We start from the raw sequence: 12,687 nt of genomic DNA, 5'->3' as shown, positions 1-12,687 counted from the left end.
GGGCGGAATACCGGGGTTGCCTCCGCAGCGCACCGCGGCATTTCGCCCGCTCGCCACGCGACGGCCTGGAGGCCCGGTGCCAAGCCGCCACGGGCCTCCCGTCCGACCCGCGGTCACGCCCCGCCGCGAGCGGGCGAAAGACCGGGGTGCAAGCGCGCGAAGGCGCGGGCATTTCGCCCGCTCGCACCGTGCTCACGCCTGGGCGCCCTCGCGCACACGTCGTGAGCAGAACGGGTCGGCTCGCAGACCGCGACCCGGCCGCTTCTGCTCCCGAAGTGCGCAGTTCGAGCAGCGGACGCAGAAGACGCCGGGTCGCGAGGGGCGACCCGGCGTCTTCTGCTCACCCGGTGAGCGTGCCCGTCAGTGGAACTGCGGGACGATGAGGTAGATGCCGTAGAGCACGACGGCGCCGCACACGACGAAGCACGCGATGGCCGCGGCACGGAGCGCACGTGCGGCCGCCGAGGCTCCGGCCGGGTTCGGGAAGCCGGCGGTGGCCGGGCCGATCGTGCCGTCGTCCTTCACGGTGAACTTGCCTTCGCGGGTGTCGGCGGCGCTCCAGAAACGGAGGCCGACCGAGTACACGGCGACGACGAAGCACGACGAGACCACGGCGACGAGCGCCACGGTGAGGAATGCGAACCAGTCGATGCCCATCAGCGACGGCCTCCCTTGCGGGCCGCCATGCGACGGAGCGTGCGCTCGCGGCTCAGTTCGGCGCGACGCTGGGCGACCGCGTCGGCACGCTTCTTGCGCTGCATGTCACGCAGCTCCTTGCGGGTCAGGACCGCGTTCGCGGCGACGTCGACCTCGATCGCGGAGGCCTGCTCGTGCGGCTTGCGGAGCGACCACAGGTACAGGCCGAGGATGACGACGGCTCCGATCACGGCGTCGAGCACGAGCCCGATGACGCCGAGGCGGGCGATGCCCGAGGCGACCGCACCGACCGCGGCGGCCGCGGGCAGGGTGATGAACCAGGCGATGACGATCTTGCCGGCGGTCGACCACTGGATCTTCGAGCCACGACGGCCGAGCCCGGCACCGATGATGGACCCCGAGGACACCTGCGTGGTCGACAGCGCGAAGCCGAGGTGGCTGGAGGCGAGGATCGTCGCGGCGGTCGAGGCCTCGGCGGCGAAGCCCTGCGTCGCACGGATCTCGGTGATGCCCGAGCCGAGGGTGCGGATGATGCGCCAACCGCCGGTGTAGGTACCGAGGGCGATCGCGAGGGCACAGGCGACGACGACCCAGAACTGCACGCCCTGGTTCGACGACTGCGCGCCCGAGGCGATGAGGGTCAGCGTGATGACACCCATCGTCTTCTGCGCGTCGTTGGTGCCGTGTGCCAGGGACACCATCGAGCTGGTGAAGACCTGCCCGATGCGGAACCCGCCGCGCTCGTTCGGGAACACCGGACGCTTCGTGATCCGGTACGCGATGCGCGTCGACAGGAACGACACGAGCGCGGCAATCACGGGCGAGGCGAACGCCGGGATGATCACGACCGTCAGCAGCGCGACGTAGTTGACCGACTGGAACCCGGCGCCGACGATCGCGGCACCGATCAGCCCGCCGAACAGTGCGTGCGACGACGACGACGGCAGCCCACGGAGCCACGTGATCATGTTCCAGACGACTGCCCCGATCAGGCCCGCGAAGATCATCTCCGGGCTGATGGCGACGCCACCGGGCCCCTCGTTGATCAACCCGTGCGAGATCGACGTCGCCACGGCGGTGCTGAGGAACGCACCGACCAGGTTGAGCACCGCAGCGACGGTGACCGCCACCTTGGGCTTCATGGCGCCGGTCGCGATCGGGGTCGCCATCGCGTTGGCGGTGTCGTGAAAACCGTTTGTGAAGTCGAAGAAGAGGGCCAACGCGATGACCAGGACGACTATGAGTGTGATGTCCACCGCGGGCAAGTGTCCCAGGCGTCGGCCCTTCGAGCAAACCTGATCGGCAACCTGTCGTTCACCGCAGCTTCACGCTCGTTCAGCTTCGGAACCATGCCGATGGGAGAATGCGTCCATGGACACCGCTGAGCTCCTCATCCTGCTGATCGGATCGCTCGCGGTGACGGGGTTCGCCCGGGCCAAGGGACTCCCCGCTCCACTGCTCGTCACGGCGGTCGCCCTGGCCGCCTCGTTCCTGCCCGGGCTGCCGCCGATGGAGATCGACTCCGAGGTCATCCTCACGGTGATCCTGCCGCCGCTGCTCTACTCGGCCGCCCTCGACGTGTCGTGGCAGAGCTTCCGCGGCTCGATCAAGCAGATCCGACGGCTCGGCATCTTCCTGGTGATCGTCACCGCCCTGGTCGTCGGCGGGGTGGCGTACCTGCTCATCCCGGACATGACCCTGCCTGCGGCGATCCTGCTCGGCGCGATCGTCGCGCCGCCGGACGCCGTGTCCGCCGCCGCGATCGGTCGGAAGCTCGGACTGCCCCGGCGCGTCATGACCGTGCTGTCCGGCGAGAGCCTGATCAACGATGCGGCCTCGCTGACCCTGGTGCGGGTGTTCACGCTCATCATCGCGGGCACGTCACTGACGATCTGGCAGGACCTCGGCATCTTCGGCTTGGCGATCGGCGTCGGTCTGGTCGTCGGCATCGTGCTCGGCGTCGTCGTGCACTGGATCCGGATGCGCATCAACGACCCCGTGGTCGAGACGATCATGAGCATCCTGCTGCCCTTCGTCGCCTACATCCTCGCCGAGGACCTGTCCGGCTCCGGGGTCATCGCGGTCGTCACGGCCGGCCTGTACATCGGCTACAACTCGCCCAAGGAGGGCTACGCCACCCGACTGCAGGAGCGTCCGCTCTGGACGAGCATCGACGTCATCCTCGAGGGCTTCGTGTTCGCGCTCATCGGCCTGCAGCTCAACACCGTCGTGCAGGACCTGGTCGAGAGCGAGCGGAGTCTCGGGCAGACGCTCACCGCTGCGGCCGTCGTGCTCGTCGTCGTGATCCTGGTGCGGCCGCTGTTCGTGTTCGAGTCCTACGCGCGCAACCGCATCAACGGGAAGTGGCTCCGGCCGCTGCGGATCAAGCTGTCCCGAGGACACCCGTCGCTGCGGTGGATGCGCGGTTCCGCCGAGCCGAAGCTCAACTGGCGGGAGCTCACCGTCATCTCGTGGACGGGCATGCGCGGTGTGGTGACCCTGGCGGCTGCGGTGTCCGTCGTCGCGAGCCCCACGCAGATCCCGGCGCAGGACACGATCTTCATCATCGCCTTCTTCGTCACCGTCGGCACCCTGCTGCTGCAGGGACTCACCCTGCCGTTCGTCATCCGCGCGCTCAAGGTGCAGGACCCGGCCGAGGGCGAGGAGGACGTGCGCAGCGAGATGCGGCTCAACCAGCGCACCACCGAGGCCGCGATCGAGCTGCTCGAGAAGCGGCGTCCGGCGTGGGCGAAGCAGTACGGCTCGGAAGCCGTCGACTCGGTGGTGAACCGGCTGAAGGCGCGACTCGAGCGTCAGGCCGAGACGTTCCGTCAGGACGCCGAGGAAGAAGAGGACGAGGGGCGGAACGTCGCACTGCGCCTGCGTGGCTCGCAGATCCAGGACATCCGGCGCGAGCTCCTCGACCGCCGCCGCGAGATCGTGCTCGAGGAGCGGGAGAAGGGGAACCTCGACGAGGAGGTCATGCGCCGTGTGCTCGTGACCCTCGACGCCGAGGAACTCGCGATGGACTCGGCGCAGGCGTCGCGCAGTCGCTCCTGAGCACCCCGGGCGTATCCTGGCGCTCCGATCGAGAGCAGGAGCAGAGCGCCGAGTGAGCACGCCGCGGAACGACGTCCCCAGGAACGACGACGGACCGGAGCGCCCCGGCGGTTCCCGTCCCACGCCGCCGAAGCCGCGCGGGACCCGCCCCTCGGCACGTGGGACCAAGCCGCGTCGTGGTGGCAAGGTCGCCGGGCACACGCGTTCGGTACCCCGACGACAGGCTCCGGTGCCCGCGCCCCAGCAGCACGGTGCCTACCGCCGGTGGTACTCGACCCTGCACCCGTCGCTGCAGTTGATCGGCCTGCAGCTCTGGATGCCGCTGTTCTTCATCGTCGGGTTCTGCCTGTGCTACGTCTTCGCGTTCCACGCCCCGCATCCGCACGACGTCCCCATCGCCCTGATCGGCAGCGACCCGGCGTTCGTCCAGGCGGTGCAGCAGGCGTTGCCCGGCGAGTTCGTGTTCCACTCGTACGACTCGCTCGCGCAGGCGAAGCGCGACGTGGTGGGCGGCTCGATGGCGGTCGCGTACGACCCCGCTGCGAACGAGTTCTTCAAGGCGAGCGCGCACCAGTTCCAGGTCGCGAGCCTCGTACCGGCCACCCTCACCGCGGTGCTGACCGGCCTGGGCGTCGCGACCCCGAAGGTCACCGAGCTCGCACCCCTGCCGGCGTGGGACGAGTACGGCACCGTCGCGATGTACGTCATGCTCGCGTGGTGCATCGGCGGCTACATGGTCGCGATGTTCATCGGCATCATGGGCGGCCCGCTCCGGCACCGCACACGGATGACGGTCATCGTGGTCGGCGGCCTCGTCATCTCGCTCATCACGAACACGCTCGCCGGGCCGGTGCTCGGTGCCATCCACGGGCACTGGATCCAGCTCGTGCTCATCGCGTGGGGCTGGATCGTGGCGATCGGCCTGGCGGTGAACGGCCTGAGCTACTTCGTCGGCCGGTTCATCGCCGCGCCCGCGATGATCTGTTTCGTCTTCCTGTCCATGCCCTCGTCCGGCGGCGCCTACCCGAAGTGGTTCATGCCCGAGCCCTTCGCCTGGCTGAACAACGTCGTCGTCGGCTCGAGCATGGTCGACATGATCAAGCACCAGGTCTACGGCGTCGGCCCCGGCCCGGCCCGCGGCCTGATCACGATGGCCTGCTACGCCACGGCCGGCCTGGTGCTGATGTACTTCGGCAAGAAGTGGTGGGAGCGCCGACGGATCCGGGCGATCGTCACCGGCAGGACCACGATGTTCCAGGACGCCAACACCGCCAACCGCGAGTTCCTCGGTGGGCAGCGCGACGCCGAGCTCGAGCGCCACGGCCTGACCTCCACCGAGACCGGCACCCTGAGCGTGCTGCGCGACGACGACTGGGAGGACGACCGCACCGGCGGCGACGTCTTCACCGGCGGTCGCGACGGCCTGGAGCCGGACGCGACACCGACCGGTCGCATCGCCGTGCAGCGCCCCGGGGACCGCACCGGCCCGGTGCAACGGCCAGGAGGCGCGGGGACCGGACCGCGCACGCGTCCCGTCCCACGCACCGAGGGCTCCAGGGCGTCGGCTCGGTCCGACACGTCGGACGAGCCGCCGCACGGCCGGCACGCGGACCGGTAGCTCGTTCCTGACGGTCGCACCGCTCGCGCAGACCGACTGCTTGCGCATGTTCCGACAGTGCACCAGTCGAACGACGCGAGTTCTGTCGCATGATGCGCGTGCATCATCCGTGCCGGCACGCGGATCGGTGAGGTGCCGCTGACGCGTATCCTGATCGGATGAACCCGCGCATCACCTGGCACCGCGTCCTCATCACCGTCGTCGTCGTGTTCCTCGTGCTGACGGTCGGCTTCTACGCCGCGAGCGTCCTGCTCGCGCCCGCCGACGGCCGCGGCACCGCCGGGCTGTTCGTCGGGTGGGCGATGTTCTCGATGATCGGCGCGATCGTCGTCGGCATCATCGACTTCTTCGTGCGACCCCTGGGTGGCCGGAGCGGCGACGCCGACGTCATGGCCGCCGCCGAGGAAGCGCGCACCGGCAGCACCCGCACCCAGCAGCCGCGCTAGCCGCTGGCCGCTGGCCGCTGGCCGCTGGCCGCTGGCCGCTAGTCTCCCGCGTCGACGCCGACGCCCGTCCCGGTGAACCCGGCGACCGTCGCGTCGTCCTCGGCGAACGTGAACCGCGCGCGGACGCTGCCGCCGGCGAGCACCCCCGGCAGCCAGTAGCGGGCGTCGTCCCACATCGCGTCGTAGGGCACGGTGTCGACGGGGATCCACCGCGGCTCCAGTTCGTCCGAGCCCGACGGGTCGCCCTGCCAGCGGCGGCAGACGAAGACGTCCGAGACCTGGGACCAGGACGGTCGGTACGGGAACCGGTAGTCCAACGTGCCACGGGCCTCCAGGTCGACCGCGTCGAGCCGCAGGCCGACCTCTTCTCGCACCTCGCGCACGGCGGTCTCGACCGCCGACTCACCGGGCTCGCGCTTGCCGCCGGGGCCGACCAGACGGCCCGTGCCGAGGCCGCGGCGCTTCTCCCCCAGCAGCACCTCGGGGCCTGACTCGCCGTCGCGCAGCAGGTACACGACCACCACCCGGGGATGCTGGGACTTGCTCTCGTCGCGAAGGGTCACGCGTCCAGTGTGACCGATGGAGTGTCGTACGCTTTCCCCATGGCAGGCGTGCTGCGGGGGCACCATGGCTGAGCCCCGCAGGACCGGGCGCAGCCTCGAAGTGCTGCGCGCCGAGGCCGCCGAGGAGATCTCGATGCTCGTCGAGCACCGGAGCCGTCAGGGCGAGGACCCGTGGGAGTTCATGCCGACGCTCCCCACCGTCGACGAGCAGGTCGTGCTGATCCTGCGCGCGGACGCCGTCGACCTGGACGAGGCGATCGGCAAGCGGCACGCGCAGTGGTCGAGCCACCCGGCGTCCGGGCAGGGCACCAGGCTCGGCGAGGAGTACCACCGGCTGCGCCGGATCGCGCTGCAGCACCCCGAGCTGACGCCCGCCGTGTGGAAGCTGCTCGGCGCCCTGCCCGAAGCGGGCTGACGCGCGCGCCGGCGCACGCACGCGCGCACACCGCGGCACCGCGCACGCACGCACCCGCGTGGGGTTGGATGGACGCATGACCGAAACCGTGCTCGCCGTCCTCAACCAGCCCTCCCGCGACGCCGCGCCGCACGACCCCGCGGCCGATGCCTTCACCTGGGCGAAGCCGCTCGAGGAGCACGTGCAGGTGCAGGACCTCGGCGTCACGCGCGGCGACGGCGTGTTCGAGACGATCACGGTGATCGACGGCCGGCCCCAGGCCCTCGAGGCGCACCTCGCCCGCTTCGGCCGCTCCGCCGCGATGCTCGACCTGCCCGCCCCCGACCCGGAGGCCTGGCGCCAGGCCATCGAGGCCGTCTGCGCCCGCCTCGACCCGGTGCGCGAGGCCTTCGCCAAGACCGTCCTGACCCGCGGCGTCGAGGGCACCGACCGCCCGACCGGGTGGGTCTACGCCGCGCCGTCGGGCGACTCCACGGCCGCACGCACCGAGGGCATCTCCGTCGTCGTCCTGGACCGCGGGTACCGGCACGACGTCGAGCGCACCTCGCCGTGGCTGCTGCAGGGCGCGAAGACGCTGTCGTACGGCGTCAACATGGCCGCCCTGCGCGAGGCCGTCCGCCGCGGCGCCGACGACGCCCTGTTCGTCTCGAACGACGGCTACGTGCTCGAGGGCACGCGCGCCAACCTGATCATGAAGGTCGGCGACCGGCTCGTCACGCCCCGCACCGACATCGGGATCCTGGCCGGCACGACGCAGGCCGACGTGTTCCGCTTCGCTGAGCAGGAGGGCATCGAGACCGCCTACGAACTCGTCACGCTCGCCGACCTGGCGGCGGCGGACGCGCTCTGGCTCGTGTCGAGTGTGCGGCAGGCTGCGCCGATCCGTTCGGTGAACGGCGACGCACGTCCGATCGACGCCGAGCTCACGACGCGCATCAACGACCACCTGCTGGCGCGCGAGGTCTGAGCACACGGCGCCCCCGCCGCGTGCGCCGCGCGCGTTTCGTGCTGAGCGACACGTCACGGGGCGGCGTGCGCGTGAGGTGTCGCGCACCGCGAAATGCGGCGTGGGTCCACGACGGACTGGAGGCGCGGTGCCAGCTGGCACCGCGCCTCCAGTTGCGTGTCGTGCTCGCTACCAGCGCGGCGTGGTGACGCCGGCTCCGTCGGCCCACGTGAAGACGGGCTCGCCGTCGATCCAGACGCGCGTCGCGCGGCTGGTCGCGTCGAGCGGGTCGCCGTCCCAGAGCACGAGGTCGGCGTCGTAGCCCTCGGCCAGGCGACCGACGCGGTCCCCGAACCCGAGGAACTCGGCCGGGTTGACCGTGAGCGCCTCGAGTGCGGTCTGGGCGGGCAGGCCCTCCTTCACGGCGGCGGTCGCCTGGTCGACGAGCATGTTGATCGGCACGACCGGCGCGTCCGTCGTGATGGCGACCCGGACACCGGCCGCCGCGATGGCGGCGAGGTTCGGGATGCCGCGGTCGCGGAGCTCGACCTTCGAGCGGCTGGTGAAGAGCGGGCCGTAGATGACCGGGATGTCCTTGGCGGCCAGCACGTCGGCGATCTTGTGCGCCTCGGTGCCGTGGTTCACGACGAGCCGGTAGCCGAACTCCTCGGACAGGCGGATCGCGGTGGCGATGTCGTCGTGACGGTGGGTGTGCTGGTCCCAGACGAGCTCGCCGTCGAGCACCCGGACGAGCGTCTCCTTCGTCAGGTCGCGGGCGAACGGCTCGTCCTTCGCGGCGGCGGCGTCACGGGCGGCCCGGTAGTTCTGCGCCTCGACGAAGGCGTCGCGGATGATCTTCGCGACACCGAGCCGGGTCGAGGGCGTCTGGCCCTTGCCGCCGTAGACGCGCTTCGGGTTCTCGCCGAGGGCGCTCTTCACGCTCACCGAGTCGGAGATGAGCTGCTCGTCGATCGTGCGGCCGCCCCAGGTCTTGATGGCGACGCTCTGACCGCCGATCGGGTTGCCGGAGCCGGGCTTGACGACGATGCTCGTGATCCCGCCGGCGAGCGCGTCCCGGAAGCCCTCGTCGTCGATGTCGATCGCGTCGATCGCGCGGACGCCGGCCGTGTTCGGGGCGGTCATCTCGTTCGTGTCGTTGCCCGCCTCACCGTTGGCCTCCTCGTGGATGCCGACGTGGCCGTGCGCCTCGACGAACCCGGGCACCAGCCACGAACCGGCTGCGTCGACCACGGGCATCCCCTCGGGCGGGGTCACGTCCGGACCGATCGCGGTGATCCGGCCGTCCTCGACGACGACCGCGCCGCCGTCGAAGGCGGGGGCGGAGACGGGGACGACGTGGGCACCGGTGATCGCGAAGGAGTTGCTCATGGCACCAACGGTACGCGGAGGGCGCGGTCGGGCTCCGGGCGGGCCTGGGGGCGAGCGGGCGAAACACCGATTCCTGGCGTCGAGCGTCCGGGCGGCCCTACCGTCGCGGGATGGCACACCGAAGCGAGACCTGGCCCGCGCACCAGCGCACCGAGCGACCGTGGCGGAGCACCGTCCGCGGGTGCCGCGACGACCGGCTGGTGACCACCGTGCGGGTGTCGCTGCCCCCGTCCATCGCGAGGGCTCGGTGGACACCCGACGACGAGACCGTCGCGCTGCTCGACCGGAGCGCCACGGCCTTGCGCACCCTCGACGTCCGCCACGGCTCGCGGCTCGCACCGCTCGGGTCCGTGCTCGGCCGGACCGAAGCCGTCGCGTCGTCGCGGATCGAGGACGAGTCCGCGACGATCGACGACCTGGCACGGGCCCTCGTCGGCATCCGGGCGAACGCTGGTGCCACCGCGGTCGTCCGGGCCGGCGGCGCCGTCGAGCACCTGGTGTCCGGAGCGGACTCGGGCACCGTCACCGAGGCCTCCCTGCTCGAGGCACACCGCCTGCTGATGCGCGACGATCCGGTCGACGGACGGTACGCCGGCCGGTACCGCGAGGTGCAGAACTGGATCGGCGGCGGCGCCACACCCCGCGACGCCGTCCACGTGCCACCGCCGCCCGAACTCGTGGCACCGCTGATGGCCGACCTGTTCGCGTTCGTGCACCGCGTGGACCTGCACCCGATCGCCCAGGCGGCGATCGCCCATGCGCAGTTCGAGTCGATCCACCCGTTCACCGACGGCAACGGTCGGATCGGGCGGGCACTGATCGGGGCCGTCCTGCGGCGACGCGGGGTGACGACGACGCTCACGGCACCGGTCGCCACCGCGCTCGCGGCGGACCGGCTGCGGTACTTCCGGCACCTGGAGCAGTTCCGCGACGGCCGGGTCACCGGGTTCGTGGTCGACCTGGCCCTCGCGATCGGGACGGTGTGCGACGAGGCGACGCTGAGCGCCCTGCTGCTCGCCGAGCACGACGCCGACCGGTCCGCCGGCCCCTGTGCCTCGGGCCCGCACGCCGTGGTCGGCCGGGCACTCGCCGACGACCCCGTCCTGACCGAAGCGCACCTGGACACCCTGCTCACCGCCGACGAGGTCGAGCGCGTCACGCACGACCTGGTGCTGGCGGGAGTGCTCCGTCCGGTCACCGGTCGACGCCGCGACCGCGCGTGGGTCGCACCCGCCGTGGTCGCCGAGCTCGAGGCGTTCGAGCAGCGGGTGCACGCCGCTGTGGGCGGGCGCGAGCGCACGGCGGCCTGACCGGGGGTGCGGGCGAATAGGGTGGGACGGTGAGCAACGAGCACACCGCATCCACCCCGCCCAGCGCCGCCAAGCGGCCCGTGACACGGACCCACCACGGCATCGACTTCGTCGACGACTACGAGTGGCTGCGGGACAAGGAATCCCCCGACACCCTGGCGTACCTCGAAGCCGAGAACGCCCACACCGACGCCGCGACCGCGCACCTCGCGCCGCTGCGGGACCGCATCTTCGCCGAGGTGAAGAGCCGCGTGCAGGAGACCGACCTCTCGGTGCCGGTCCGCATGGGCGACTGGTGGTACTTCACCCGCACCGCCGAGGGCAGCCAGTACGGCGTGCACTGCCGCACACCCATCGCCGGCCGCGACGACTGGACACCGCCCGCCGTCGTCGAGGGCGAGTCGACGCTCCCCGGCGAGCAGGTGGTCCTCGACGGCAACGCGCTGGCCGACGGCCACGAGTTCTTCTCCCTCGGCACCTACGACATCAGCGACGACGGCACCCGCCTGGTCTACGGCATCGACGTCGAGGGTGACGAGCGGTACACCCTGCACGTGCGGGACCTGGCCTCGGGGACCGACCTCGGCGACGCCATCCCGAACACCGGGGCCGGCGCCACCTTCGACCCGGCCGGACGCTACGTGTTCTACCCCACGGTCGACGAGTCCTGGCGTCCGGACAAGATCTGGCGGCACACGGTCGGCACCGCGGCGTCTGAGGACGTCCTGGTGTTCGAGGAGCCCGACGACCGCTACTGGGTCGGTGTCGGTGTCACCCGCTCCTCGCAGTACATCGTCATCGAGCTCGGCTCGAAGATCACGTCCGAGGCGCACGTCCTCGACGCCGCGGACCCGACGGGTGAGTTCCAGGTCGTCTGGCCCCGTCGCGAGGGCGTCGAGTACGAGATCGAGCACGCCATCGTCGGCGGCAGCGACCGGTTCCTGGTGCTGCACAACGACGGCGCCGAGAACTTCGAGCTCGTCGACGTCCCCGCCGACGACCCGACGTCCGAGCGTGACCGCCGCGTCGTCGTGGCACACCACACCGAGCGCCGCATCGAGTCGGTCGACGCCTTCGCCGGACACCTCGCCCTGGAGTACCGGTCCGAGGCGCTCCCCCGCGTCGCGATCATCCCGATCGAGGGCGACGGCTACGGCGACGCGCACGAGGTCCCCTTCGACGAAGCACTGTTCTCGGCGGGTCTCGGCGGCAACCCGGAGTGGGAGCAGCCGACCCTCCGCATCGGGTACACGTCGTTCGTCACCCCCTCCGAGGTCAGCGACCTCGACCTGGCCACCGGCGAGGTCACCGTCCTGAAGCGCCAGCCCGTGCTCGGCGGCTACGACCCGGCCGACTACGTGCAGGAACGTGACTGGGCGACCGCGTCGGACGGCACCCGTGTGCCGATCTCGCTCGTCTGGCGTCGTGACGCCGTCGAGGACGGCGCCCCGGCACCGCTGCACCTGTACGGCTACGGCTCGTACGAGCACTCGATCGACCCCGGTTTCAGCGTCATGCGCCTGTCGATGCTCGACCGCGGTGTCGTCTTCGCCGTCGCGCACGTCCGTGGTGGCGGTGAGCTCGGCCGGCACTGGTACGAGAACGGCAAGACCCTGACGAAGAAGAACACGTTCACCGACTTCGTCGCGGTCGCCGAGCACCTGATCGAGTCCGGCCGGACGAGCGCCGACCGGCTCGTGGCCGAGGGCGGCAGCGCGGGCGGGCTCCTGATGGGTGCGGTCGCCAACCTCGCACCCGAGCGGTTCGCCGGCATCCTGGCCGCCGTGCCGTTCGTCGACGCGCTGACGAGCATCCTCGACCCGGACCTGCCCCTCACCGTCATCGAGTGGGACGAGTGGGGCGACCCGCTGCACGACGCCGAGGTCTACCGCTACATGAGCGAGTACACCCCGTACGAGAACGTCCGCGACGACGTGCAGTACCCGCGGATCCTCGCCGTGACCTCGATCAACGACACCCGCGTGCTCTACGTCGAGCCCGCGAAGTGGACCGCGAAGCTCCGCGAGGTCGGCGCGCCCGTGCTGCTGAAGACCGAGATGTCCGCCGGCCACGGTGGCGTGAGCGGGCGGTACGCATCGTGGAAGGAGCGGGCGTTCGAACTCGCCTGGCTGCTCGACGTGCTCGGGCTCGCCGACGAGACGCCGGCCGCCGCGACCGCCAACCCGATCGCCGCGGGCTGAGCCGTTCCGCGCACTTCGTGAGCAGAAGAGGTCGGGTCCGAAGCGGGACCCGACCTCTTCTGCTCACCAAGCAAACAGCGGC

The 12,687-nt window shown here is 71.2% G+C and carries 11 protein-coding genes; 7 read left to right on the top strand and 4 right to left on the bottom strand.

Annotated features, from left to right (window positions below; all coding sequences use genetic code 11):
• Window positions 1-360: 360 nt before the first annotated feature.
• Window positions 361-657, bottom strand: coding sequence for a hypothetical protein (locus DEJ30_RS04615; protein WP_110859251.1), 297 nt, complete (start codon window positions 655-657; stop codon window positions 361-363).
• A complete protein-coding gene (locus DEJ30_RS04610) occupies window positions 657-1,913 on the bottom strand; it encodes an inorganic phosphate transporter (RefSeq protein WP_035807670.1) in 1,257 nt (418 codons plus the stop codon). The genes DEJ30_RS04615 and DEJ30_RS04610 overlap by 1 nt, the downstream gene beginning before the upstream one ends.
• Window positions 1,914-2,028: 115 nt before the next feature.
• On the opposite strand from DEJ30_RS04610, the gene DEJ30_RS04605 reads away from it, so the two are divergent.
• The 3 genes from DEJ30_RS04605 (at window position 2,029) to DEJ30_RS04595 (ending at window position 5,781) form a co-directional block, all read left to right on the top strand.
• Window positions 2,029-3,717 carry a sodium:proton antiporter gene (locus tag DEJ30_RS04605; RefSeq protein WP_110859250.1) on the top strand — a complete coding sequence of 563 codons (1,689 nt, stop codon included), beginning with the start codon at window positions 2,029-2,031 and terminating at the stop codon, window positions 3,715-3,717.
• A gap of 229 nt (window positions 3,718-3,946) precedes the next feature.
• Window positions 3,947-5,335: an ABC transporter permease gene (locus DEJ30_RS04600; protein ID WP_110859249.1), complete on the top strand. Its 1,389-nt coding sequence runs from the start codon at window positions 3,947-3,949 to the stop codon at window positions 5,333-5,335.
• Window positions 5,336-5,493: 158 nt separating this feature from the next.
• Window positions 5,494-5,781 carry a hypothetical protein gene (locus DEJ30_RS04595; protein ID WP_027464737.1) on the top strand — a complete coding sequence of 96 codons (288 nt, stop codon included), beginning with the start codon at window positions 5,494-5,496 and terminating at the stop codon, window positions 5,779-5,781.
• A gap of 38 nt (window positions 5,782-5,819) precedes the next feature.
• Here DEJ30_RS04595 and DEJ30_RS04590 read toward each other — a convergent pair whose 3' ends face one another.
• A complete protein-coding gene (locus DEJ30_RS04590) occupies window positions 5,820-6,344 on the bottom strand; it encodes an 8-oxo-dGTP diphosphatase (RefSeq protein WP_181420004.1) in 525 nt (174 codons plus the stop codon).
• Between the two features lie 64 nt (window positions 6,345-6,408).
• Between DEJ30_RS04590 and DEJ30_RS04585 the strand changes: the two genes are divergently transcribed.
• Window positions 6,409-6,759 (top strand): tryptophan synthase subunit alpha, encoded by a 351-nt coding sequence (locus tag DEJ30_RS04585; RefSeq protein ID WP_027464736.1) that lies wholly within the window; start codon window positions 6,409-6,411, stop codon window positions 6,757-6,759.
• A gap of 76 nt (window positions 6,760-6,835) precedes the next feature.
• The gene (locus DEJ30_RS04580; protein WP_110859247.1) at window positions 6,836-7,726 is read left to right on the top strand and encodes an aminodeoxychorismate lyase; all 891 of its coding nucleotides are present in this window, start codon (window positions 6,836-6,838) and stop codon (window positions 7,724-7,726) included.
• Window positions 7,727-7,894: 168 nt separating this feature from the next.
• On the opposite strand, the gene DEJ30_RS04575 is transcribed toward DEJ30_RS04580, so the two are convergent.
• A complete protein-coding gene (locus DEJ30_RS04575; protein WP_110859246.1) occupies window positions 7,895-9,094 on the bottom strand; it encodes an amidohydrolase in 1,200 nt (399 codons plus the stop codon).
• A 110-nt stretch (window positions 9,095-9,204) separates the two neighbouring features.
• On the opposite strand from DEJ30_RS04575, the gene DEJ30_RS04570 reads away from it, so the two are divergent.
• Complete coding sequence (locus DEJ30_RS04570; protein WP_110859245.1) at window positions 9,205-10,404, top strand: Fic family protein; 1,200 nt, start codon at window positions 9,205-9,207, stop codon at window positions 10,402-10,404.
• Between the two features lie 29 nt (window positions 10,405-10,433).
• A complete protein-coding gene (locus DEJ30_RS04565) occupies window positions 10,434-12,605 on the top strand; it encodes a S9 family peptidase (protein WP_110859244.1) in 2,172 nt (723 codons plus the stop codon).
• Window positions 12,606-12,687: the final 82 nt, after the last annotated feature.

The organism is Curtobacterium sp. MCPF17_003 (assembly GCF_003224385.1).
Lineage (GTDB): Bacteria > Actinomycetota > Actinomycetes > Actinomycetales > Microbacteriaceae > Curtobacterium > Curtobacterium flaccumfaciens.
The sequence above is the reverse complement of the archived record's forward strand: the minus strand, read 5'-3'. Positions and strand labels throughout refer to the sequence as shown.

Coding starts and splice junctions, on each gene's coding strand:
- DEJ30_RS04585 (WP_027464736.1), top strand. CDS start 6,409: ATGGCTGAGCCCCGCAGGACCGGGCGCAGCCTCGAAGTGCTGCGCGCC.
- DEJ30_RS04580 (WP_110859247.1), top strand. CDS start 6,836: ATGACCGAAACCGTGCTCGCCGTCCTCAACCAGCCCTCCCGCGACGCC.
- DEJ30_RS04570 (WP_110859245.1), top strand. CDS start 9,205: ATGGCACACCGAAGCGAGACCTGGCCCGCGCACCAGCGCACCGAGCGA.
- DEJ30_RS04615 (WP_110859251.1), bottom strand. CDS start 657: ATGGGCATCGACTGGTTCGCATTCCTCACCGTGGCGCTCGTCGCCGTG.
- DEJ30_RS04605 (WP_110859250.1), top strand. CDS start 2,029: ATGGACACCGCTGAGCTCCTCATCCTGCTGATCGGATCGCTCGCGGTG.
- DEJ30_RS04575 (WP_110859246.1), bottom strand. CDS start 9,094: ATGAGCAACTCCTTCGCGATCACCGGTGCCCACGTCGTCCCCGTCTCC.
- DEJ30_RS04595 (WP_027464737.1), top strand. CDS start 5,494: ATGAACCCGCGCATCACCTGGCACCGCGTCCTCATCACCGTCGTCGTC.